Source organism: Mycobacterium sp. (genome assembly GCF_965229105.1).
Classification (GTDB): Bacteria; Actinomycetota; Actinomycetes; order Mycobacteriales; family Mycobacteriaceae; genus Mycobacterium.
On sequence record NZ_OZ245858.1, the window covers coordinates 413,926 to 436,275 of the forward strand.

The 22,350-nt window shown below is 63.8% G+C and carries 18 protein-coding genes and 1 pseudogene; 6 read left to right on the plus strand and 13 right to left on the minus strand.

Annotated elements, in window-relative coordinates; all coding sequences use genetic code 11:
* Positions 1 to 2: 2 nt before the first annotated feature.
* The 6 genes from treS to ADBZ9O_RS01970 form a co-directional block, all read right to left on the minus strand.
* Positions 3 to 2,249 carry a maltose alpha-D-glucosyltransferase gene (gene treS, locus ADBZ9O_RS01945; protein ID WP_526533782.1) on the minus strand — a complete coding sequence of 749 codons (2,247 nt, stop codon included), beginning with the start codon at positions 2,247 to 2,249 and terminating at the stop codon, positions 3 to 5.
* 168 nt (positions 2,250 to 2,417) lie between these two features.
* The gene (locus tag ADBZ9O_RS01950) at positions 2,418 to 3,311 is read right to left on the minus strand and encodes an arginase family protein (protein WP_526527875.1); all 894 of its coding nucleotides are present in this window, start codon (positions 3,309 to 3,311) and stop codon (positions 2,418 to 2,420) included.
* A 45-nt stretch (positions 3,312 to 3,356) separates the two neighbouring features.
* Positions 3,357 to 3,626, minus strand: a complete 270-nt coding sequence (locus ADBZ9O_RS01955) for a hypothetical protein (protein ID WP_526527877.1) — start codon at positions 3,624 to 3,626, stop codon at positions 3,357 to 3,359.
* A gap of 54 nt (positions 3,627 to 3,680) precedes the next feature.
* On the minus strand, positions 3,681 to 4,511 hold the full coding sequence (locus tag ADBZ9O_RS01960; protein WP_526527879.1) for an LLM class F420-dependent oxidoreductase: 831 nt from the start codon (positions 4,509 to 4,511) through the stop codon (positions 3,681 to 3,683).
* Positions 4,512 to 4,576: 65 nt separating this feature from the next.
* A complete protein-coding gene (gene bsh, locus ADBZ9O_RS01965) occupies positions 4,577 to 5,566 on the minus strand; it encodes a bile salt hydrolase (RefSeq protein WP_526527881.1) in 990 nt (329 codons plus the stop codon).
* Positions 5,567 to 5,590: 24 nt separating this feature from the next.
* A complete protein-coding gene (locus tag ADBZ9O_RS01970) occupies positions 5,591 to 6,781 on the minus strand; it encodes an alpha/beta hydrolase family protein (RefSeq protein WP_526527883.1) in 1,191 nt (396 codons plus the stop codon).
* A 262-nt stretch (positions 6,782 to 7,043) separates the two neighbouring features.
* Here ADBZ9O_RS01970 and ADBZ9O_RS01975 point away from each other — a divergent pair, with 262 nt between their 5' ends.
* The 3 genes from ADBZ9O_RS01975 to ADBZ9O_RS01985 all read left to right on the plus strand — a co-directional run bounded on the left by ADBZ9O_RS01975 (position 7,044) and on the right by ADBZ9O_RS01985 (position 10,036).
* Entirely contained in the window at positions 7,044 to 9,008 is a 1,965-nt protein-coding gene (locus ADBZ9O_RS01975; protein ID WP_526527885.1) for an MFS transporter, read from the plus strand.
* A gap of 104 nt (positions 9,009 to 9,112) precedes the next feature.
* The gene (locus ADBZ9O_RS01980; protein ID WP_526527887.1) at positions 9,113 to 9,523 is read left to right on the plus strand and encodes a hypothetical protein; all 411 of its coding nucleotides are present in this window, start codon (positions 9,113 to 9,115) and stop codon (positions 9,521 to 9,523) included.
* Positions 9,524 to 9,610: 87 nt separating this feature from the next.
* Positions 9,611 to 10,036, plus strand: a complete 426-nt coding sequence (locus ADBZ9O_RS01985) for a nitroreductase family deazaflavin-dependent oxidoreductase (protein ID WP_526527889.1) — start codon at positions 9,611 to 9,613, stop codon at positions 10,034 to 10,036.
* Positions 10,037 to 10,039: 3 nt separating this feature from the next.
* On the opposite strand, the gene ADBZ9O_RS01990 is transcribed toward ADBZ9O_RS01985, so the two are convergent.
* From ADBZ9O_RS01990 to ADBZ9O_RS02000, 3 genes and pseudogenes are all read right to left on the minus strand, one after another.
* On the minus strand, positions 10,040 to 12,322 hold the full coding sequence (locus tag ADBZ9O_RS01990; RefSeq protein WP_526527891.1) for a glycoside hydrolase family 3 C-terminal domain-containing protein: 2,283 nt from the start codon (positions 12,320 to 12,322) through the stop codon (positions 10,040 to 10,042).
* A gap of 112 nt (positions 12,323 to 12,434) precedes the next feature.
* Positions 12,435 to 13,547 (minus strand): annotated as a pseudogene (locus ADBZ9O_RS01995) (glycoside hydrolase 5 family protein); the annotation flags it as partial.
* 402 nt (positions 13,548 to 13,949) lie between these two features.
* Positions 13,950 to 14,381 (minus strand): VOC family protein, encoded by a 432-nt coding sequence (locus tag ADBZ9O_RS02000; protein ID WP_526527893.1) that lies wholly within the window; start codon positions 14,379 to 14,381, stop codon positions 13,950 to 13,952.
* Between the two features lie 163 nt (positions 14,382 to 14,544).
* Here ADBZ9O_RS02000 and ADBZ9O_RS02005 point away from each other — a divergent pair, with 163 nt between their 5' ends.
* Positions 14,545 to 15,336, plus strand: coding sequence for a DUF6498-containing protein (locus ADBZ9O_RS02005; protein WP_526527895.1), 792 nt, complete (start codon positions 14,545 to 14,547; stop codon positions 15,334 to 15,336).
* A 9-nt stretch (positions 15,337 to 15,345) separates the two neighbouring features.
* Here the strand turns inward: ADBZ9O_RS02005 and ADBZ9O_RS02010 are convergent, their stop codons facing one another.
* The 3 genes from ADBZ9O_RS02010 to ADBZ9O_RS02020 form a co-directional block, all read right to left on the minus strand.
* Complete coding sequence (locus ADBZ9O_RS02010; protein ID WP_526527897.1) at positions 15,346 to 16,185, minus strand: SDR family NAD(P)-dependent oxidoreductase; 840 nt, start codon at positions 16,183 to 16,185, stop codon at positions 15,346 to 15,348.
* A gap of 49 nt (positions 16,186 to 16,234) precedes the next feature.
* A complete protein-coding gene (locus tag ADBZ9O_RS02015; RefSeq protein ID WP_526527899.1) occupies positions 16,235 to 16,465 on the minus strand; it encodes a deoxyribodipyrimidine photolyase in 231 nt (76 codons plus the stop codon).
* Between the two features lie 99 nt (positions 16,466 to 16,564).
* Positions 16,565 to 18,052, minus strand: a complete 1,488-nt coding sequence (locus tag ADBZ9O_RS02020; protein WP_526527901.1) for an amino acid permease — start codon at positions 18,050 to 18,052, stop codon at positions 16,565 to 16,567.
* A gap of 145 nt (positions 18,053 to 18,197) precedes the next feature.
* Between ADBZ9O_RS02020 and sthA the strand changes: the two genes are divergently transcribed.
* A complete protein-coding gene (gene sthA / locus ADBZ9O_RS02025) occupies positions 18,198 to 19,637 on the plus strand; it encodes a Si-specific NAD(P)(+) transhydrogenase (protein ID WP_526527903.1) in 1,440 nt (479 codons plus the stop codon).
* On the opposite strand, the gene ADBZ9O_RS02030 is transcribed toward sthA, so the two are convergent.
* Complete coding sequence (locus tag ADBZ9O_RS02030; protein WP_526527905.1) at positions 19,634 to 21,481, minus strand: EAL domain-containing protein; 1,848 nt, start codon at positions 21,479 to 21,481, stop codon at positions 19,634 to 19,636. The two genes, sthA and ADBZ9O_RS02030, sit on opposite strands and share 4 nt — an antisense overlap.
* A 293-nt stretch (positions 21,482 to 21,774) precedes the next feature.
* On the opposite strand from ADBZ9O_RS02030, the gene ADBZ9O_RS02035 reads away from it, so the two are divergent.
* Positions 21,775 to 22,344: a hemerythrin domain-containing protein gene (locus ADBZ9O_RS02035; RefSeq protein WP_526527907.1), complete on the plus strand. Its 570-nt coding sequence runs from the start codon at positions 21,775 to 21,777 to the stop codon at positions 22,342 to 22,344.
* Positions 22,345 to 22,350: the final 6 nt, after the last annotated feature.

The following is a 22,350-nucleotide window of genomic DNA, read 5'->3' on the forward strand; positions in this document are numbered from 1 at the left end:
GACTACTCCGCCTCGACCGGCGCCGGTGCCTCGACAAGCAATGACATCCCGTGGTGCGCAGGCATTTCCACCGTAAAGCTGTGCAGATCGTCGACCGTCGCAAATGCCTTGCCGGTGAACATATCTGACACCTCAGCTCGCGGTGGCAGATGTTCCGAACGTACGGTGCCCGCAATATCCTCGTTGGCGAAATTGAGCACGGTCAGCTGATGCTGACCCGGCGTCTCCAACTCGTGCACGAGCACCAACATGCCGCGATGTGACACCTCGGGGATATCGACCTGACGACTGGTCGCGATGCCGTAGTGCGAGCGCACCCGCAAAATCGCCTGCAACTGACGCAGGAAGCTTGTCTCGTCGTTGAGCTGATCGGGGATAGAGCCGTAAAGGCTTCTCCCGCGGGGCATTCCGGCCATCGATCGGGTGGCCCGGTCGTTGACGCCCATCAGATCGTGCCCGGCGCGATGAATCCAGCGGGTGTCACCGCCGTCGAGCAACTCGGCGACGTCTTCGGCGGGCAAGGTCAGCATGCCGCAGATATCCCAGCCCGATAACGCAAAAACTCCCGGCTGCAATGCGTTGAACATGGCCAGCAGCAGGTGCGCCCGACGGATCGGGTCGATGTCGAAGGCATCGTCGATGGTGTCCAGATCGGTGATGCCCAGCGTCGCAGCGATCACCGTCGCGGTGGTCGACGCGATGCCGTTGGTGGTGAACACCAGGTTGTAGGGGGCGTTGGGGCCCGTCAGCCGTTCGGTCAGGTCGCCGCGGACAGAGGCTCCCAGTTCTTCACCGGTGATCTCCTGCCCCTTATAGGTGTAGATGTCGTCGCGGTGCCCGGTCGACCAGTGCACGAGCTCATAGGTCAGCTCGTCGTGGTTCTGCAGAGCATGCACAAGCGATGCAGGGTCGACACCCAGTTCGATCGACGTGCGCAGGGTCAGCCGCAGGAATTCGGTATCACCGGTGGCCAGTGCATGCTGGTAGGCCGGCCGGTTGATGAAGTCGTACGACAGGTCGGCACCGGCTTCACCGGTTTGGCGGATGTCGTCGATGGTGAGATTGAGTTCCTGGAAGGTGAACCCGCCGACCTTGCGGACCATGCTGGCGATCAGATGGTTTGCCGCTTCAGACAGCGGGTGCCCTTCGGACCAGGCCGGATTGCCTTCTGCAGTGCTCTTTTCCACGCCGAGGAATCCGTTGGCGTCAAGTCGCAGGGCGCCGGTGCCGAGATCGGTCAGCGAGTGCAGCGCGTCCCCGATCACCATCCGCATCCCAGCGAAGGAGGGGTCAAGCCAGTTGATCGACGGCTGGCCCTCTTTGAAGTAGTGCAGGTACACCCAGCGTCGTTCGACACCGTCGACACCGACAACGGCGCGCGTGGCGCTCCAGTTGGTTTCCTTGACCCCGTCGGCGTAGAAGATCACCCGTTGCAGGCGACCGATGATGTAACCGGCCTTGTCCAGCCACTCTTCGGTTGCGCCGTCGATGTTGACCGAGTCCGCGCCGGACGGGACCTCCGGAAGCTCATCCCAGTCCCTGGGATCGATCTCGACCATGTGGTAAATGCCCGGATAGTCGGCGTACTTCATTTCCGCCAACCGGAAATCGGCTCCTTTACCCGTGTGCCCGGGAACGACGTCGTCGATGATCGTGCCGCCGTACCAACTGGCGGTCCCGCACATCTTGCGGAACTCCTCCTCGTTGCCGAACGCCGGATCGATCTGGGTGCTGATCCGGTCGAAGTGTCCGTCCACACTTGGGGTGTACTGCCAACCTGAGATACCGCCCGCCCGTTTCACCGGACCGGTGTGGATGGCCTCGATCCCGATATCTGCGAATGCTTTCCACATTTCCTCGTCGGCCATGGCATGCAGGAACGACTCGTTGGGGCGGGTGATCAGCGATAGCGGATATGCGGTGAACCACACCGAGGCCGCAGTCACCGCCGCCCGCGGGCTGGGGTTGGCGAAGGGGTTCTGCCACATCGAGCCCTGACCGGAGAATTGTTGGCTGATGTCATTGGCGTCAGCCAACATCGACTGCGCCAGCAACCATCGCACGTAGGCGCCGTTTTCGGCGGTCGCCGGACCGTCCTCGGCCACTGAGCGGCGGGTGAACGGCACCTTGACCCGTGGCCGGAAGCGCAGCGTCCGCGGTCGTGCCGGGTGCAGATGCTCCTCGTAGGTAATGTCGGTCGGCTCGTGGTTCGAGTCATCTCCGGCCGTGTCTTCTGCCTTCTCCGGCATCCAGTCCCTCACTAGTCGATGATGCGTGCTGTCTCAGGTGGACGTTCCAACGCGCGGTCAGCCGTCATCCGGGGCTGTATAGCCAAAAAGGGCACAACGGAAAACCCGCATCTTGACCGCTGGTGGTCACACCACTCTCCCGGCGGGGACACCTTCGCGCCACCGCGGTCATATCAGGGGCATACCGTCGACCAGTCGCTGGAGCGCAAGCACCTGCCGCGGGATGTACTCGGCGATGGTGAGTCCGACGACGTCGGCTGCCCCGCGCAGGTCGCCGATCAGGCGCCGCACATGAGCCGATGTGAGTCCGTCGGGTTCAGCGCCCAGGCCGAAGCATTCCTCGTTGCTGTCGACGACATCGACATCGAGATGAATGGCCACTCGTGAGCAGCCGGTTCCGGCCAGCCAAGCCAGCAGCGGCTCACTGGATTCGCGCAGCGCCTGGGGTGCGAAGACCGAAAGCCCCCAGGCCGCCACGTTGGGGAAGTCGTCGTCGGTCCAGGAATGCAGACCCGCCAGAGCGACGCGGGACCCCGGAACCGTCGCAGGAAGCAGTTCGAGAATCTCGGAATCACCGTGGCCGACCGGTACCGCCACGGCCATCGCGTGGTACCCGGGGTAATCGCTGGCGGGCGTCCCGACGTCGGGGTGCGAATCGACCCAGACAATGGCGAGATCATCGCCATATCTGGCGGCGAGCGCAGCGAAGGGGGCGACGCTGACCGAGCATTCACCGCCGAGGGTGAGGATGCGGTCGGCGTCATAGGAACCGATGACCTCGAAAGCCGCTGCCAGCTGGGTCAGTACGGCCGACTTGGCGTCGATCCCGTCCCGCAGTTCGGTGCCCTCGTCGTCAAGAGATACCGGCACCGTCGCGGTCGGCCCGTCATGCGGCGGCAGCACCGCCTGCAGAACGGATGTGCCGGTGACATACCCATGCCGGGCCTGCTCCGCGGGGATACCGGGAGTCAGGTGCGCGACCATATCCCGGCCGGCACCCTGCCATTGCGGCCAGATCAGCCGCAGCGTTGTCTCGGCGCTCGAGCCGGTCATGGGATCCATGCCGTCATCCTTGCCGCGGCGAGTGCGGCACCGATGAACGACGGATTACGTCAGCGTGAGGAACTGTCCGTTGACCCACATTCCCCACTTGCCACCCCAGCCCGGATCCCAGACCACCGGGGTGTTCGGCGACCAGAGCGGTTGCAGCGGCTTCGGCGGCGCCCACGCCGGCGGCGGCGGACCGGGATCCACTTCGGCGGGCAGCGGCGGTGGTGGTGGCGGGTCAGCGCTTGCGGCCACGCTGAATCCCAGCGCCCCGGCAGTGAGGCCGCCGGCGACAGCAGCAGCGGCCAGTGCGGTCTTGATCAACCTCATCGGTGTGGACTCCAGACTTTTCAGTACGTATTTCTCTTAGACCTACTTAGCACTCTAACCGCGGTACTGGTCGACCAGCGCGGCATACTCGTCGAGTAGTCGAAGCGATTCATCGAGCGGGACGCTGGGCAGCAGTAGCGCCGCTTGACCGAACCCCAGCTTGTCGAGGGCGCCCCAGTACGCCGGGTCGGTGGGAGTGCCGAACTGAGCCAGCGGAACGTCGTGGCCGGCGCCCTCGTTCATCTGACCGATGCGCTTGGCCAGTACCTCGGGCGGGAACGGGTTGGCGATCCAGCCCGCGTCGTGCCGAACCACCCGCTTGACCGTGGCGTCGGAATTGCCTCCGATGTAGATCGGCGGATGCGGCTTCTGCACCGGCTTGGGACGAATGAACGACGGACCGAAGTCGACGTAGGTGCCGTGGTACTCGGCAGGCTCGGTGGTCCATAGCGCCTTGATGGCTTCGATGCGCTCGTCGAGTAGCGCGCCGCGTGTTTTCGGATCGGTGCCGTGGTTGCGCAACTCCTCGAGGTTCCAGCCTGCCCCCACCCCGAGCACGAAGCGGCCACCGGAGATCAGGTCGATGCTCGCGGCTTCCTTGGCGGCGATGATCGGATCCCGCTGGATCAGCAGAGCGATCCCGGTGAACAGCTGGATCTTGGAGGTCACCGCCGCCGCCGCGGCCAGGGTCACGAACGGGTCAAGGGTCTTGTAGTAGATGTCCGGCAGATCGCCACCCATCGGGTAGGCCGATTCCCTGCTCGCCGGAATGTGCGTGTGTTCGGCGATGACCAGGGAGGCAAAACCGCGCTCCTCGATGGCCCGTGCCAGTGAAACCGTGTCGATGCTGTCGTCTGTCACGAATGTCGAAATACCGAATTTCATTTGCACCCTTTATCTCTGGACTGCGGCCTTCAAACGCCAATTCGCACCGAGGCTATTCCCCCGGGCTACGGGGCGAGGGTGAGGAACTGCATCGGTGCGGCAGCACTGAACTTCGCCGTTACATTGCCGACCAGGCCGCCTTCGAGCGCGGTATCGGCAGTCAGATCGAGTTTGGCTGCCTGCGCCGTCGTACCGAAATCCAGTTCATCAAGGTCGATCCAGACGATATTGGGCTTGGTGGTCGAGGAGAATACGTAGCGCCTGTTGGTCAGGTCGGTGACGGTCTGCCAGATTGTCTGGGACGCCTCTGGTTTACCCGGATCGGGAATTCGGAAGGGCTGAGCCGTATTTCGGATAACGCTGAGCATCCCGGCGACCGCGTCGAGCGGCGTGGCGGGATCCGGCAGCCGGCGGGCGTAATACGAGGCGCGGGCAAATCTGTCGGCTGCCGCCGTCGTACCGGGCAACGTCTTGGCACCACCGAATACGTCGATCTGGGCCAGCAATTCGAGCTGTTCGCCAAACGATGGCGAGTTGGTCATCACCTGGTACTTACGGTCATGCCAGATCGTCGGTGTGCCGTCGAGGTATTCGATGATCGCGGAGTCGCCGGTGGCGTCGTCCAAGGCCAGATGTACCGCGGGCACCTCGCCGGTGCCCGGATCCGCCAGCGGCACCACCTGGACGTGTTGCTTCTCGATCCAGGCGACGGCCTCGGCGACAGTGGCGAAGTTGTCGAGGAAGTACTGCAGCCACACGGCCATGCTCAAGGCCGGGCGCGACGTGTCGCGTTGGCCGTACTCGGATTCGGTCAGCCAGAGAATGTGGCCGGCGAGTCCGGTCTCGTTGACACCGTCTACCGACATCAGGTCATACGCGCTGGCGATGAGGCTGCCGTACGTGGCGGTCCAGTTCAGCGAGCCGCCGACACCGTCGTTGCGCTCGATACCCCGCGGGAGGATCCACAGATTCGTTCCGGTATCGCGGTGGTAGTCCATGTTGCGGCCAACGATGACCGGACCGTCGGGGCTGGACCAGATCACCCTCGTGCACATCGATTTGCCTTCCGTGAGATGGACTTATCCGCCGTCGAACAATGCAGCCAGGAAGGGCGTCGAATCCGGTAGTGACGCCAGCACTGTGCCGCTGTGGTCCTCGTCGGGATAGATCTTGAGCTCGACGTCCTGGTTGTTGGCCTTGAGTTGGTCGTACAGCAACAGCGACGACTTCGCAGGAACATCGCGGTCCAGCAGCCCCGCCCCGAGGAAGATCGGCCTGTCGTAGCCGCTGACCGGGGTGCCCATGTAGTCGTCGAGCGCCTCAGAGACACCCGGCAGGGATGCCAGCGGCGCGGCGAAGAACTGGGTCGGGGTCATCTCTGCCAATTCCTTGTCGAGCTCGGGCTTGCACGCCGTCTCGGCACGGTCGACGGCCTTGACCCCGGCCGGGCTCAAGACACTGTTGACGTCGATATCGGGTCGGGCCTCGCGGAACCCGGCCAGAATGTAGGCGGTGTAGCTGTTGGCCGCTGGCCCGAGTTGCGCAGGCAGCTCGAGGTCAGGACCGCCGAGCTTGACCACACTTTCGATATTGGCCGGGGTTCCCGTCGCGACCACACCGCGGTAGTTGAGTCCGCTGCCCGCCGCGAGTTCAGTGGCCCAACGCGCGCTGTTGACCGCGGCGCCGCCGCCCTGTGACTGTCCGACGATGGCCCACTCCGAAGAGAGCGCCAAGCCCATCTGGTGGGCGGCAATCACCGAGTCGACCACCGCGTGCGCGGTGGAGAGGCTGTTCAGGTAGCTCATCAGGCCCGGTGTGCCGAGTCCGACGTAATCGGTACCGACCACCGCATATCCCTGGTCCAGCCAATGGGTGAGGTACTCGTTATCGCGGGGGCTGCGCGGCTGCGCCGACGGAGTGCAGTCATCCCCCAACCCGACGGTGCCATGCGCCCATGCGATGGTGGGCCACCCCTCCGGTGGCGGCGCGGACTTAGGGGTGAACACCACTGCGGTGCTGACCGCCGGCTGGTCGTGCTGGTTCAGCGTGGAATAGAGGATCCGATAAGCCCCGCCCGCGCCTGCGACAGACAGCGCCGGATCCAGCGGCACCTGGGTGATCAACGTGCCGCCCTGCGGCGCAATCGGCTCCGAGTAGAAGCGGGCGTCCAGACCCGACCAGTCGGGAACCGCTGCCTGCGCCACGGGGACCGGGCCAATCACACAGGCGACACCGACGACGACACTCCCAGCCACCTTGGCCCACAGCATGTCCGACACCCTAGCGGGTCATATCGAAAATAGAAGAGAGACAATCCATTCCGGTGTCGGCAAGTTCTACACAGGAAAGGCGCGCTGACGGCGACGTCAATCGCACGGATAAAACCGAGCGGGCCAGCCCCCAGCTTTCTGCCAGCTTCTGCGTGACCTTCGACATACCTTCGGCCGACGGGGAAGAATCCGCTGGCCTTCGATTGTTTGACGGACACGTGCTCAAACCCATCTCATTGACCAGCATTGGCAGGCCTGCCTGATGCGCCAGGGCCCGCTTGCCGGCCGGTATCCCGCTGTCGCAGCGATGGTCACGCTGGCGTTGATCCCCTACCTGGCATTGTCGGCGGCACTTGATCCGCTGGTGCCGGTGATCTCCGCCCAGCTTCACATGAGCGCTCAGGCGATGAGCCTCAGTTCGGGTCTTGGCAATGCGGCCTATGCCGTGGGCACGGTGCTGGCTGTCCAATTCGCTCAGCACCTGCCGCAGCGTCGGATGCTGCTGCTGTATGCGGTCGTCCTGGTGATCGGCTCCGTGCTGTCGGCCTCGGCGCAAAACGCCGGCATGTTCATCGCCGGACATGTCTTGCAGGGCCTGGCCACCAGCATGCTGTTGATCGCCGCGGCTCCGTCCCTGACGATCGGCTTTCCCAAGGACAAGCTGCGCTACACCGCGGTGATCATGAACATGTGCGTCTTCGGGGCGGTGGCCCTTGGGCCGTTCATCGGCGGGGCGCAGGCCGAGTCGCAAGCGTGGCGACCGCTGTTCTGGATCATCGCCGGGATCGCGGCGCTGGCCCTGGTGATGGCGGCGTTGACATTCGAAGACGCCCCGCCCGCCGATCGCGACGCTCCACGCGATCTACCCGCCATCGCTCTGGCTGCGGTCGGCTGCGGCGCCGCCTTCGTGGGAGCCGCACAACTGACCACCCACGGCTTCGGCGATGCTGCGGTCACCATCCCGATGTTCGGCGGGCTGGCGTTGATAGTGGTGCTCATCGTCTATCAGTTCCGCGCGCGCCGTCCGCTGCTGACTGTCCGCACGATGCTCACCAGCGCAATCCCGGTCGCCGGCGTCGGGGTAGCACTGTTCGCCGCGGCGGCATCGGTGGCGGCGACCGCGCTGACCGCCAACGTACTGCTGCAGACCTTCAACCCCGTCCGGGTCGGACTGCTCTACCTGCCAGAACTTGGCGGCGCCATCGTGATGGCGGTGGTGTTCGGCATCGTCATCACCCGACGTGCCATGCACTACCTGCCGCTGGTGGGCATGGTGCTGCTCGCCGCCGGGATTCTGGTGTTCAAGATCGCGCTGCCCGCCAATCAACCGCTGGTCCTGGTCGCCGCGGCGCTGACGGGCCTCGCACTGGGCGCCACCGTCGCACCCGCGCTGTTCGTCGCCGGTTTCTCACTGCAATCGAACAGCCTGCAGCGCGTCTTCGCGATCATCGAGTTGCTGCGGGCGGTCGCCGCGTTCATGGTGGCGCCGATCCTGGCCCATTTCGCCATGACGGCCTCGACGGATCTGCTCTCCGGCACCGGGGATGCGCTCTGGATCGGCTTTGGCCTCGCCGTCGGCGGCGCGGTGTTCGGCGTGGCCGTCTACGCGCTCAGCGGCGCCCGGCCTCAGCGACCCGATCTGGACGAGTTCCTCGACGGCGACTCCCCAGCGTGGTACTCGCCGCCGCTGCTGGCCAAACTCCGGCCGGGTGTGGCGACCGGTGAAATCGCAGGCGTCCCTGTCACTGCGATGGCGGTGGCGGTGGCGGATCAGCCCGCGGCCGCGGCACCGGTGCTCATCGCCTACGACGGATCCGCACTGGGGGCTTGCGCGATCACGGCCGCCGCGGCACAGCTGGCACCCCAGCGGCAGGTGCTGATCGCCACCGTTTGGCAGCCTGTCGAGGTGGGATTCACCCCCGCCGGCACGGGACACTTCGACGCCGACCAGGCCAGTGCGGTGCGGCGGGCGGCGGAGCAGACCGCCGCTCATGGCGCAGCGCTGGCTGAGGAGGCCGGCCTACGCGCGTGCAGCGTGGCCGTCGAGGCCGCACCGACGTGGAAAGGCATCGTCGAAGCCGCCGACGAACACCACGCGAGCCTGATCGTGCTGGCGCCGCACCGTCGAAACGGCCTGCTGGGGCACCTGCAGGGCAGTGTCGCGGCCGCCGTCGTGGCCCATACCGCCACTCCGGTGCTGATCGTCCCCGAGCGACCGATCGCGTAAATAGGCATGGCTTTGGGGATGAATGGGTAGATCGCATGAGTACGCGATCCAACACACAGAATTTGAGGCTGATGATGATGACCGGTAGCCGAACTTCCCGTCGCATGTCTGCGACTGCAGCGATAGCGGCCGCAATCGCGCTGAGCACCCTGACCGCGGCATGCGGCAGCAGTGACAGTGGAACGGATTCCTCATCGAGTTCCGAAACCAGCACCACCACGACGACGACCGTGACGACGCCGGCAGAGACCACCACCATGGCACCGGAGACCACAGCCGGCAGCGGCACCGAAACTGTCGCGCCGGGTGCGAGCGCCGGACCGGGCGGGGCCACCGCGGGCGTGCCTGGCGCCGGCGCGGGTGCGGGACCGGGTGGAGCCAGCGCGGGTGCCGGCGGTGCCGGTGCCGGTGCGGGTCCGGGTGGTGTGACTGCGGGCGTGCCCGGAGCCGGTGCCACCGCAGGACCCGGTGGCGCAGGAGCGTGCGCCGGCGGTATCTGCGTCGGCACTCCGTAATTCAGTTCTCGACGAGGACCTCGGTCACCCGGGGTCCTCGTCGGGTAACGCCCTGGGCCATCGACGGATCCGTTCTACGATTCGTTGATGACCGAAGCAGAAGACTTTGACGCAATGAACCGCCCGGTGATCGAGGAATTCCGCGAGACCGGCGGTAAGGCCGGGGGCATGTTCACCGGCAAACCCCTGGTGCTCGTGCATCACATCGGCGCGAAGTCCGGTATCGAACGGATCGCTCCGCTGGTTCCCCTGCTCGAGGGCGACCAGATCTACATCTTCGCGAGCAAAGGCGGCGCCGACAGCAATCCAGACTGGTACCGGAACCTGGTGGCGAACCCTTCAGTGACAGTCGAATTGGGCTCCGAAACGTTCCCGGCTACGGTGCGGGTGCTAGAGGGCGCCGAACGGGATGAGATCTACGCAAAACAGAGCGCCGTCGAACCCCAGTTCGGCGAATATCAACGCAATACCAAACGGGTCATCCCGGTGATCGAGTTGGTCCGCAGCCCGTAACAATCACCCGGGTCCGGGTGCGGTGCCCAATGCGATGAGTGCGTCGATCATGCCCGGGTCGAACTCCACATCACCACCGGCTGCGAACATGCCGACTCTGCCAATCGGGAACGAATCGATCATCCGGGTGAGATCGACACCTTCGGGCATGATCGCCGCGGCATCACCGGCATCACTCATCATCGCCGCCATCGCCGATTGCAGAATCGGGCCCGTGACCGGGTGCGCCAGCACCTCACCTATCGACGATGCACGGGACAGCGGCAGCGCCACCTCATCACCGACGACCTCGATCTGCACCGAGGACCTGATATCGCGACTGGATGCGGCCACGTCGACGGTATAGCGTCCACCTTCGACGACCCACGAATCGACACGAATATCCCAGTACGCCAAGTCTTTTCGTCTGACATTCAGGACCACGTCACGGGTCTCATCGCTCGCGAGTGCGACGGATGCGAACGCCTTGAGCTCGCGCGGCGGACGCGTCACGTCGCTACCGGGCAAAGAGGTGTATACCTGCACGATCTCTCGGCCCGCCACTGGTCCGGTGTTGGTCACGGTGACCCTCACCTCGATGTCACCGTCACCGTTGACCGCGGCCGCGGCCGTGCCGTACTCGAACGCCGTATAGGACAGGCCGTAGCCGAACGGAAATGCGATGTCGACGTCGCGGGCGTCATACCAGCGATAGCCCACGAAAAGCCCTTCGCTGTAGCGCACGTGGGAGAACTCACCGGGAAAGTCGAGGTAGGCGGGAGTATCCGCCAGCCGTAGCGGAATCGTCTCCGTCAGCTTCGCCGAGGGGTTCACCGCACCGAACAACACATCGGCTGTCGCGCCACCGCCCGCCTGACCCAGGAGCCAACCCTCAAGGATCGCCGGCACTTTCGTGGCGAACGGTAGCGCGACCACACCGCCGTTGGACAGGACGACCACTGTGTTCGGATTCGCGGCAACAACGGCGTCCAGCAATGCCAACTGCTGTGCCGGAAGGTCGATGCCGTCGCGGTCGTAGCCTTCGGACTCCTCACGCGCGGGCAGACCGAGGAACACGATCGCGACAGCGACAGCAGCTGCCACCCCGACGGCCTCGTCGCGCAGCCGTGCCGACTCTGACTCGGACACGTCCACCGCGGTGCTGAAACCCGCCGCGTAAGCTACGTTTCCTGCTGTCAGAGAACGAATTTCATCGAGCGCATTATCGAGTCGGGTCGGATTGATCATTGACGAACCCGCGCCCTGGTAGCGCGGATCGGACGCGAACACTCCGATCACTGCGATATCCGCGTCGGTCGACAACGGGAGAACACCGCCCTCGTTTTTTAGCAGTACGATCGACCGGCCGGCCGCTTCCCGAGCCAGCGCATGGTGTTCGTCGACATCGAACATGACAGGGGCCGAACTCATTTGGGATCTGCGCACCAGATTGAGAACACGGGTTGCCGCATCATCGACCTGCCGTTCGCTCAGCGATCCGTCCCGGACCGCCGCAACAATCTGAGCGTCCGAGAAGCCCTTCGATCCAGGCATCTCGAGATCCATACCCGCGGCCAGTGCCGAGACACGGTCGTTCACCGCACCCCAGTCGGAGACGACGAGTCCGCCAAAACCCCATTCGCCGCGCAGCAGGTCCGTCAACAGCCAGGGGTCTTCTGACGCGTACACACCGTTGATCTGGTTGTAGGAACACATCACCGTCCATGGCGCAGCCTCTTGCACCACCCGCTGAAAGCCCCGCAGGTATATCTCGCGTAGCGGTCGCGGATCGATATCGGCACTCACCCGCATCCGGTCGTGCTCTTGGTTATTGGCCGCAAAATGCTTGAGCGAAGCCCCGACCCCGCTGGCCTGCATACCCTGCACCATGGCCGCACCGAGCACACCCGACACGACGGGATCTTCGGAGAAGTACTCGAAGTTGCGGCCACACAGCGGAGACCTTTTGATGTTGACGCCGGGCCCGAGCACCACTGCGACGTCCTCGACGGCAGCCTCGGCACCCAGGGCCACCCCGACCCGTCGGATCAGTTCAGGATCCCACGAGCAACCCAGTCCGACAGCAGGCGGGAAGCACGTGGCCGGGACACTGTCGCCGAGGCCGAGGTGGTCGCCACCCTGGCGCTGCTTACGCAGTCCATGCGGACCGTCGGTGAGCATGACCGACGGGATACCGGCTCGCTCGATCGCTTTCGTATGCCAGAAGTTGGCACCGCTGAGCAGCGACGCCTTCTCCGGCAAGGTCAATCCGGTGATCGTTGCTTCGACGGTCGGTGTTGTCGTCATCTCCTCCATGGTGCCCTGGAAAGCTGATGGGTCAACCCGGAGCCCGCCTACCCCGACGTGCATGCCAGTCGGTGCTGGGCCGCTTGCCAGGGCCGGGACGGTCCCTGCGGGTCAGCGTCCGGATCGCGTGGACTTCGCCATCACGGTACGGCCGTCCATCGGGATGTACGAGATCGTGGAACCATTCTTTGGGTGGTGTCAGATACGGGTGGTCCCACGAATCCCACGGCAGGAACGTCTGCGTCTTTCCCGCTATCAGGCCCCAGTTGTAAACACCGACGTTGTGCCGGTGCGCCATTGGCGCAATTCCTTCCACCGTGCTGCCTTCGGTTCGGGCCAGATACTCCGTGCACAACATGGGCCGGCCCAATGGCGCGAGTTCGCCGATCCGCGCTTCGAATTCGGGCGGTGCGGCATAGCTGTGGAATGTCACCACGTCGGAGTTGTCGAGTTGGATTGTGCTGATTGCGCTGCGGCGCCGCGGATCTGCCCACTGCCCTTGCCAGACACCGCTCGTCAATGGCGCAATGGGATCGACAGTCCGTGCCCACTGGAATACCTGCGGCAGTAGTGCCGCGACCAGTTCGAGTTTGTCCTTTCGCTCCACCGTGCGATACACGTCCGCTGGATTATCGGGTTCGTTCCACAGATCCCAGGCCAAAACCCGATCGTCATTGCGGAACTGGCGCAACACGCCCAGAACGTAGTCGCGCATGACCCGGGTATAGCCACGGTCACCCAGACGTTCTGCACCCGGACTTTGCACCCATCCGGAGTTGTGCACTCCGGGCCGCGGCGCGCGCTGCGGCCCCAGCCGCGGCCGTGGATCCCAACACGAATCAAAGAACACGAACAGCGGCTTGATGCCGTAACGCGCTGCGCAGCCGACAAACTGCGCCAGGCGAAGTTGAAATCCGGCGCGGTCCTGAGTCCAGAGCTGATCATGCAGAAAGACCCGTACGGTGTTGAGCCCGATCAACGCGGCGACGCGCAGCTCAGCATCGATGCGGCGCGGGTCATAGGTACCAGGCTGGAACATTTCGAGTTGGTTGATGGAGTTCGACGTGATGAAGTTCGCCCCGACGAGCCGCCCCTGCGCCTGATACCAGCGATGGGCCCGATCAGCTGACCACCGACCTGGCTCGGCGACCGCACGTGGCATCTGCGTCAATGCCGCGCCCGCGACCAGCAGTGGCGGCAGCATGAGCGCTGTTCGTCGAGGCACGATGAAATTGCCGTGTTCCCCGGCGATGTGCTGTGGCTGCCATGTCAAGGTGCATCCCCTCTGCGGTGCATGATGGTCGGGAGTTGTGATTGGCGCCCGCGCAACGCAGCTTGGTACAGCGCATGAGGGTGGCCGGCGAAACGCCCCCCTGCTTCACACCCCGGCCACCAGGCTACGCGGCGACCCTCGCTCGCGCCGCGCCCATGGGATCTACGACGGCGGCGTCAATTTTGGTTCAGACCTGATGTACCAATGGAATTGGCGTCATCACCATGGGCTCGACCATTGACGGCAACGAAAAGATCGGCATGGGAATCAAGAGCCTGGTATTCGATGACACCTGCGGGCATCTGATACAGACCATCCACCAAAGCGGTATCTAAGGTTTCTGAGTCGACTCAGTCAGTCGGTGGCGATGAGTTCGAGTTGAATGTTGTCAGGATCGCGGAACACCACCGTCGAGTAGACGATCGGTTCGGTCTCGTCCACGATATCGCTGTGCTCGACGCCAAGCTCGTCGAGCCACCGCGTCCAGGCCTCCAGGTCGGCGCGGCCCGCCACCCGGAAGGACACGTGATCCAGACCCGTGCGGGCCTCATCGAAGGGCTCCCCTTGATTTCCGGTATTGGTGTGCAGGCCGAATAACAGGCCCGACCGCGGCTCCGGCAATAAGACGCAGTAGCCGGAGTCCTCCCGACCGTAATGCGGGATTTTGACAGCGAGGCGCTGGGTGCGAAAAACGCGCTCGTACCACGCGAGGCTGGCCTCAAGATCAGTCACCGTTAACGACAGATGGTGCACTCCGGTAAATGCCGGGCCCGTAGTCTCACTCATTATGGGTCGATTCCCCTATCTCGGCCGCATGGCAACCTCGCCGAAGCGTAACCGGTTCACGATTACTTTCACCCCAAACACTTTCACCGCGCCAATATTCACCGTGACCAAGGCGTCCGGCCGGCCCATTGTTCGAAGACGTCCACCAACCTAGAGTCCTGGCATGATCCGGATCGTTCACGTCGTGGCGACGCTGGCCGTGATCGCCGTGCCCGCGTTCGGTTGGTTCGCCGAAGACTGGTCAGGCGCCACCACTCTTGTCGTCTACTGGTGTGAGACCGTGGTGGCCTGCCTTTTCATTGCGGCCCGCGTGATCCTGCACCAGCATTGGACTCCGCGTCGCGGACACTTCAGGTATCAGGCACCGAGCGCGAGTCGGCGCCATTCCCAAAGCTCTTCGTTCCTCACAGGATTCGTCGTCACCAGCTTTGCGTTCTGCGCTGCACACGCCGTGTTCCTGTGGGCGGTCTTCTTCATCGTGAACCGCGACGGCGGGCACGAGACTGCTGTCATCACCTGGCGCAGTGTCGCTTTCGGCGTTCTCAGCGTCAGCCTCTTTCTCGCTCTCGATTTTGTGGCGGATCTGCTCAGCCTGCGTAGGTGGTCGTTCTGGCAGGTTGAGCAGCTGGCCCTTCGCGGCCTCAGCCGAGTCATCGTCGTCCATCTCACGCTCATCGTCGGTTTCATCGGGATTGCCATTGCCGACGCGCCCACCGCACTGTTCGGAGTATTCGTGGTGCTGAAATCCCTTGCCGCGCTGAGTACGGCCATCCCACAATGGGAGCCGACCACCGCTCCCAAGACGCTGAGCCGGGTGATGAATCGCGTGCCCTCCCGCAGTCGCTCTCCCCTTCCCGACGGTCAACGCGGACAGAGCTTCGAGGAGGCCTGGGCACATGACCGTGCCGAGGAAAGCGCACGCCGTGAAAAGAACGAACAGGCTTGGGCCGGATGACGTCCCGGCTCAGCCGTCGGCGGCGGCCACCCGGGCGCGCTCCTTCATCGACGCGATCACTCCGCCGTCGTTGAGGATGTCGGTGCCGGTGAGATAGCCGGCCTTTGCGCTGACACAGAAAGCCAGCAGCTCGGCCATCTCTTCCGCCTTACCCCACCGCGGGATCGCGAAGTCGGTGACCATCGCGCCGGCTCCGGCATCCGCCTCGAGTAAGCCCATCTCGGTATCGACCGACCCCGGGGAGACCGAGACGATCCGCAGCCCACGACCGTTGAACCGCTCGGCTTGCGAGGTGGTGTACCACCTGACGAAGCTCTTGCTGATCCCATAGGCCAATCCGGGGCGGGCCTCCTCGGGTGCAATGCTGCACGCGGACGCCATCGCACTGAGGAAGTCATCCTCATTGTGCAAAGCCTTCGGAAAGTGCTGCGTGGGAATGATCTCGTCGGGCAACATGTGCGCTGCCATCGACGCCACATTGACGATCGACGCGCCCTCGCCGGCAACCCGGTAGAACGCTTCGTTGACGTTGAGCGTGCCAATGGCGTTGGTCCGCATCACGTAATCGGCGCTGCCCATGCTGGGGCTGACGCCCGCGGTATGGACCACCGATGCCAGCGACCCCAGACCGGCCGCTACCTCGAACAACCGGTCGACCGCCTGGCGATCGGTGACATCGGCGTTGACGATGGTGGCGGAGATGCCGAGGTCGTTCAAGGCGGCCTCCGCGCCGTCGAGGCGGTCTTGACGGACATCACACAGGACGACGGCTCGGTCGCGGCCGATGATGGTCGCCGTCGCCAAACCCATCCCGCCGGCGCCACCGGTGATAACCGATACTTGACTCATATCTGGACCGTATATCGGTGCGCTGGCGTTACATCTGGCGGGTCAGGTGTCAGGCCTTCTTGGACGGGATGACGATCACGACGATGAGGGTCAGGATCGAGAAGAACAGGCCGAGCACTCCCCACAGCAACGCGCTGCGACCCTTGGTGCCGGCGATGACGGCGCAGATGATGGCAGCGATGACGCTGCCGATCGCGACGAAGATCCCCTTGATTCCCCGAAGGATAAAGCCTGCGGCTTCTGGCTGGCTTTGAGCGGCCAGGACAATTTCGTGGAGCATCGATGCATCCTTAATCTGTGCCGTGCGACGCCAATGCGCCGCGCTGTTCGGCTACCCGCGGTGACCGGCGGTAACCTGCCGATGTCCTGGGAGCGATGCTCAAGCTGTCTCGGAGACTTCAGCTTTGCGGTCATAGTCCGGCTCGGTGGCCAGGCGACTGTGACGCCTGCTGTGGACGAAGTACACCACCAACCCCAACGCCATCCAGATCGCGAACCGGATCCACGTGGCCGCAGGCAGGTTCAGCATCAGGTAGACCGCTGTCAGCACGGCGAGTACTGGCACCACCGGCACACCCGGGCAGCGGAAGGCGCGTTTGAGATCGGGCCGGGTGCGCCGGAGTACGACGACGCCGATCGCGACGAGCACGAACGCGAAGAGCGTTCCGATGTTCACCAGTTCGGCGAGTGCCGACAGCGGCACAAAGGTGGACACCACTGCGACGACCACACCGGTGACCATCGTCGTACGGATCGGTGTGCCGAAGCGCGGGTTGACTTTGGCAAAGGCGGCCGGCAACAACCTATCTCGGCTCATGGCGAAGAAGACTCGACTCTGCCCGAGCATCAGCACCATCATGACGGTGGTCAGCCCGACCAAAGCTCCGATCGAGATCACCGTGGCGAAGGCCGGGTGACCGACCGACCGAAATGCCTCCGCGAGTGGGGCATCGATCTTGATGTCGGTGTACTTGACCATCCCGGTCACCACCAGCGAGACCGCAACGTAGAGCACGGTGCAGATACCCAGTGAGGCGAAGATTCCGATCGGCATGTCCCGCTGCGGGTTCTTGGTCTCTTCCGCTGCGGTCGCGACGATGTCAAACCCGATGTAGGCGAAGAACACCAACGCCGCCCCCGTGAAGATCCCGCTTATGCCGAATGCGCCCGGCGACAGACCGAGGTCTTGCAGCAGCGACGGGGTGGCTTCCGCACCCGAGGCCGCCGGCGAACCCGACGGTGGCACGAACGGCGAGTAATTGCTCATCTTGATGAAGAACAGCCCGGCCACGATCACAAACAGCACGATCGCGACCTTGATGACCACGAACACGAAGTTGACCTGTGAGGAAATCTTGATGCCGACACAGAGGACAGCGGTCAGGATCAGCACGATGGCCGCGGCTATCAAATTGTGGCCTTCGCCGTACATGAAGCCGGGAATGGTGATGCCGACACCCTTCATCACGTCGGCGAAGTAGCTCGACCACCCCACAGCGACGGTGCTGGCCCCCAGCGCCAATTCCAGGATCAGATCCCAGCCGATGATCCACGCGACCATCTCCCCCAGGCTCGCGTAGGAGAAGGTGTACGCCGAACCCGCCACCGGAACGGTGCTGGCGAACTCCGCATAGCAGAGCGCGGCCAGCGCGCATGCGATGCCGGAGAAGACGAATGACAGGGCGATTGCGGGCCCGGCCTTCTCCCCTGCGGCCTCGCCCGTCAGCACGAAGATGCCGGTGCCGAGGATCACCCCGACGCCGAAGACGGTCAGCTGGACGGGTCCGAGTTCCTTGCGTAGCTGGTGTTCAGACTCTTCGGTGTCGGCAATCGACTGTTCAACACTTTTGGTGCGGGTGAGGTTCATCGGTCCATCCCCATTCCGGCCGCATGTGGCCTGTGTCACTTCACAAAGCTGCATGGGTATGCCCCGCACAGAAATTGTGAAACGCCTGACTGCGTTCCCCCTGAAGTTCGCGCGCCGGAGCCGACGATGTGGGTATGCAGCACCCATGGCTATCAAGGCGGAATACGACCTGATCGTGATCGGCTCCGGTCCGGGTGGGCAAAAAGCGGCGCTTGCCGCCGCCAAACTCGGAAAAACCGTGGCGGTCGTCGAACACCGGCAGATGCTCGGCGGGGTGTGCGTCAACACCGGGACCATTCCGTCCAAAACACTGCGCGAGGCAGTCGTTTACCTGACGGGCATGAACCAGCGCGAGTTATACGGGGCCAGCTACCGCGTCAAAGAGAAGATCACCCCCGCCGATCTACAGGAACGTACCGCGCACGTCGTCAAGCGGGAGATCGACGTGATCCGGGACCAGTTCACCCGCAACCGCATCGATTTACACACCGGCCACGGCAGCTTCACCGACGCCAACACCGTGACAATCGAAGGGCCTGTCGGGGCCGAACAGCGAACTCTGACAGGGAAATTCATCGTCATCGCGACCGGCACCACGCCGCGCCGGCCAGAAGGGGTCGACTTCGATCAGGAACGCGTACTCGACTCCGATGAGATCGTCAACCTCGACTTCATCCCCACGTCCATGGTGGTCGTCGGCGCTGGTGTCATCGGTATCGAGTACGCCTCAATTTTCGCCGCCCTCGGCAGCAAGGTGACAGTGGTCGAGAAGCGCGACACCATGCTGGATTTCTGCGATCCAGAAGTCGTGGAAGCGTTGCGTTTTCACCTGCGCGACTCCGCCGTCACGTTCCGCTTCGGCGAGGAGGTGACCGGCGTAGACGTGTCGACGACCGGGACGCTCACGACCCTGGCGAGCGGGAAACAGATAGCGGCCGCCGCGGTGATGTACTCGGCCGGGCGCGTCGGGTGCACCGACGGGTTGGATCTTGCGGCGGCGGGTTTGGCCACCGACGACCGCGGACGCGTCGAGGTGGACGAACAATTCCGGACCTCGGTCAAGCACATCTTCGCCGTCGGCGATGTCATCGGATTCCCCGCGCTTGCGGCAACCTCGATGGACCAGGGACGCTTAGCCGCGTACCACGCATTCGAGGAGCCGGCCCACGATATGACGGTCCTACAGCCGATCGGGATCTACTCCATTCCGGAGGTATCCTTCGTCGGCGCAACGGAATCCGAGCTCACGGCCAAGTCGATACCATACGAGTTCGGCGTCTCTCGATACCGCGAGCTCGCCAGGGGGCAGATTGCCGGCGACTCCTACGGGATGCTGAAGTTGTTGGTCTCCACCGAGGATCACAAGCTACTCGGCGTTCATATCTTCGGTACCGCGGCCACCGAACTGGTCCATATCGGGCAAGCCGTGATGGGCTGCGACGGCACCGTGGAGTACCTCGTCGATGCTGTGTTGAATTATCCGACGTTCTCCGAGGCCTACAAGGTCGCCGCGTTGGACGTCATGAACAAGATCCGGGCGGTGCGAACGTTCCACGCAGAAGAGCCTTCTGGGGCAGACAACTAGCCGCGGTGCGCCGACACGGTCGCGAAGGCTTCGACCGGGGCAGGCATGCCATAAAGCGAGCCCTGGGCGTAGTCGGCGCCGATCTCGACCGCAACGCGGTGCTGTGCTGGTGTTTCCACACCCTCCATCAGCACCACCGCGGCGGTCTCATGCGCAAAGGTACAGAGGGCCGCAGCCGCGGCGCGGCGCACCCGATCGGTGTCGATACCGCACATCAAGCTGCAGTCTGTTTTGAGCATGTCGGGCCGCAATTCCACGATGGGCAGCAGGCTGGCGAACCCGGAGCCGACGTCGTCGATCGCCAGTTTTACTCCGGCGGCACGGAGTTCCTCCATGGCCAGTGCGACGGCATCGAAGTTATCTACCCGCTGATGCTCGGTGAACTCCAAATACAACGACCGGAAAGCCAGGTGCGGGGCAAGACGGGCGAGGAGCTCACCGGTGAGGATGGTGTCAGCAGAGGTATTCAGGGACACGAACGCATCGGGCGGCAGGGACTGCATGGCGATCAGAGCATTGTCGATAGCAGCCAGTTCCAGCTCACCGGCGACTCCGGCCACCGTCGCATCCCGAAACCAGGTCAGTGGGAAGCCGCTCCCGTGGGCAAATCGAGACAGCGCCTCGTAGCCGACAACCTTGCCCGACGCGGCGAACACCACGGGCTGGAAGACGATCTCAGGGCCGCCGGCCGCGATCAACGCCCTCACACGCTGTCGAATCGCCGGGATCGCCGGTGCGGGCGAGTCCGTGTCGGCCCCGTCGAACCGGAGATCCCCGGTGACACGGCGTTTGGTTCGGTACATCTCGATATCAGCCAACGCCATGAGGCGCCGCACCATGGTGCTGCCGGTCTGGTCGGCACTGATGACATCGGTGGCCGATCCCACGCTCACCGTGAACGCCGGGCCGGCGAACGATTCCACCAGGCCGGTACGAATCCTGTCTTCCGCCGCGGCGACGGCGGTTCGCGACCCGCGGTGTACGCAGACGAATTCGTCGCCGCCGACCCGCGCCACGACCGCACCCGCGGAGCCGGCATCTATCAGGCGCCGACCGACCTCGCACAGGACGTTGTCGCCGCCGTCATGGCCATACAGATCATTGAGGTGTTTGAAGCGGTCGATGTCGATCACGATCACCCCGATGACGGAGTCGCCCGCTACCGAGTCAGAGACGCTTCTGTCGTCCAGTACGTCGAATAGTCCGCGCCGATTCCACAGTCCGGTCAGGGGATCCACCAGTGCCTCGGTCGCACGTTGGCGCAGGCGCTGCACGTAGACGTGCAAGACGATCGGCACGGCGAACAGCAGGCAGAGCAAGACGGTGCGAGCGACCACCAGCCACGGACTCACACCTTCCCGAACCGACAGGAACGCCATGACGGACATCGTCAGCACCGAGACCACCAGGTGGCCGGCCAGCAGACGCAGCGACCCGCCGATGGCTGCGAATAGTGCGACCAGACATAGCAGTGCGCTGAACTGCAGCGCAGCGAAGTGGTCCTGAAAAGCGCTGAGCACGAAGATGACCGCGGCATCGGCGTAGACGACGAACGAGACCACAAGGACGTGGCGAGGCCATGTGCGCGCTGCGCACCACGCAACTGCGACGGGGATCGTCGACAGCGCGGCGATGAGTACTCCGACCGACTCGACGGGGCCGAACAGACCTGCCGGCACCATCACGAGCACCGTCATGCCGATCAGCAGGGTCATGCCCCCCATGACCAGCAATGCCTGGCGTTCATTGGCGACCAGGGGCAGCTTTCTCCAGCTGGTCGCTCTCTCCGCAAGGCCGGCGGCCGGCGCGGGTTCAGCGAAGGACGTCACATGCTGTTCGCTCATGCTGGCACCTCCGGTGTGCGTAGACCACTGCACTCACCAAGACCCCCCGGTCCCGACTGCATTTGTCCGTATATGACGGAAACCGCCTATCCGAACTTATCGCCAGCCTATCGGCATATGGAACTGAAGCGCGAATTTTTCCGCTGGCAGAACGGCATTAATTGGCAATTAAATGAATTCATCATCGAGGCAAGTAGTGGGTTTGATACGCCTGGTTACGGGTAGGTATGCCCGGAGCGCACTGCTCAATGCGCACCGAATTCGAAACACTGAGTATTAGCGGAGGTAGAGCCGTGGTTGAAACGTTCGTGCTGTCGACCGATGACGTGGTCGCGTTTCTGGTTGATCAGCACAACCTGATCAAAGACATGTTCGACGACGTGCTGTACGCAACAGGTCGGAAGGCGCGGGAAAAAGCATTTCTCGACTTGCGCCAATTGCTCGCCGTGCACGAGACGTCGGAGGAAATGGTGGTCCATCCTCGTGCGCGTCAGGACATCGATGACGGTGCCTCGATTGTCGAGGCACGGCTGCACGAAGAGCATGCGGCCAAGAAGCAACTGGCCAAACTCGAAGAGCTGGACATCGATTCACCGGAATTCCTCGATGCCTTGACAGTGTTTCGGGACGCGGTAGTGGAACACGCCGAGCACGAGGAAGCAGAGGAATTCGGCAAGCTTCGACGAGAGCTCGACGCCGGCGACCTCAAACAGTTGGTGCTCGCTGTGCAGGCGGCCCAGGCCATCGCGCCCACCAGGCCACACCCGGGAATCGAGTCGGCCAAGTTGAATTTTGTTGTCGGACCGCTCGCTTCGATGATCGATCGGGCACGCGACGTCATCACCGCCGCGCGCATCAGATAGTCGTCA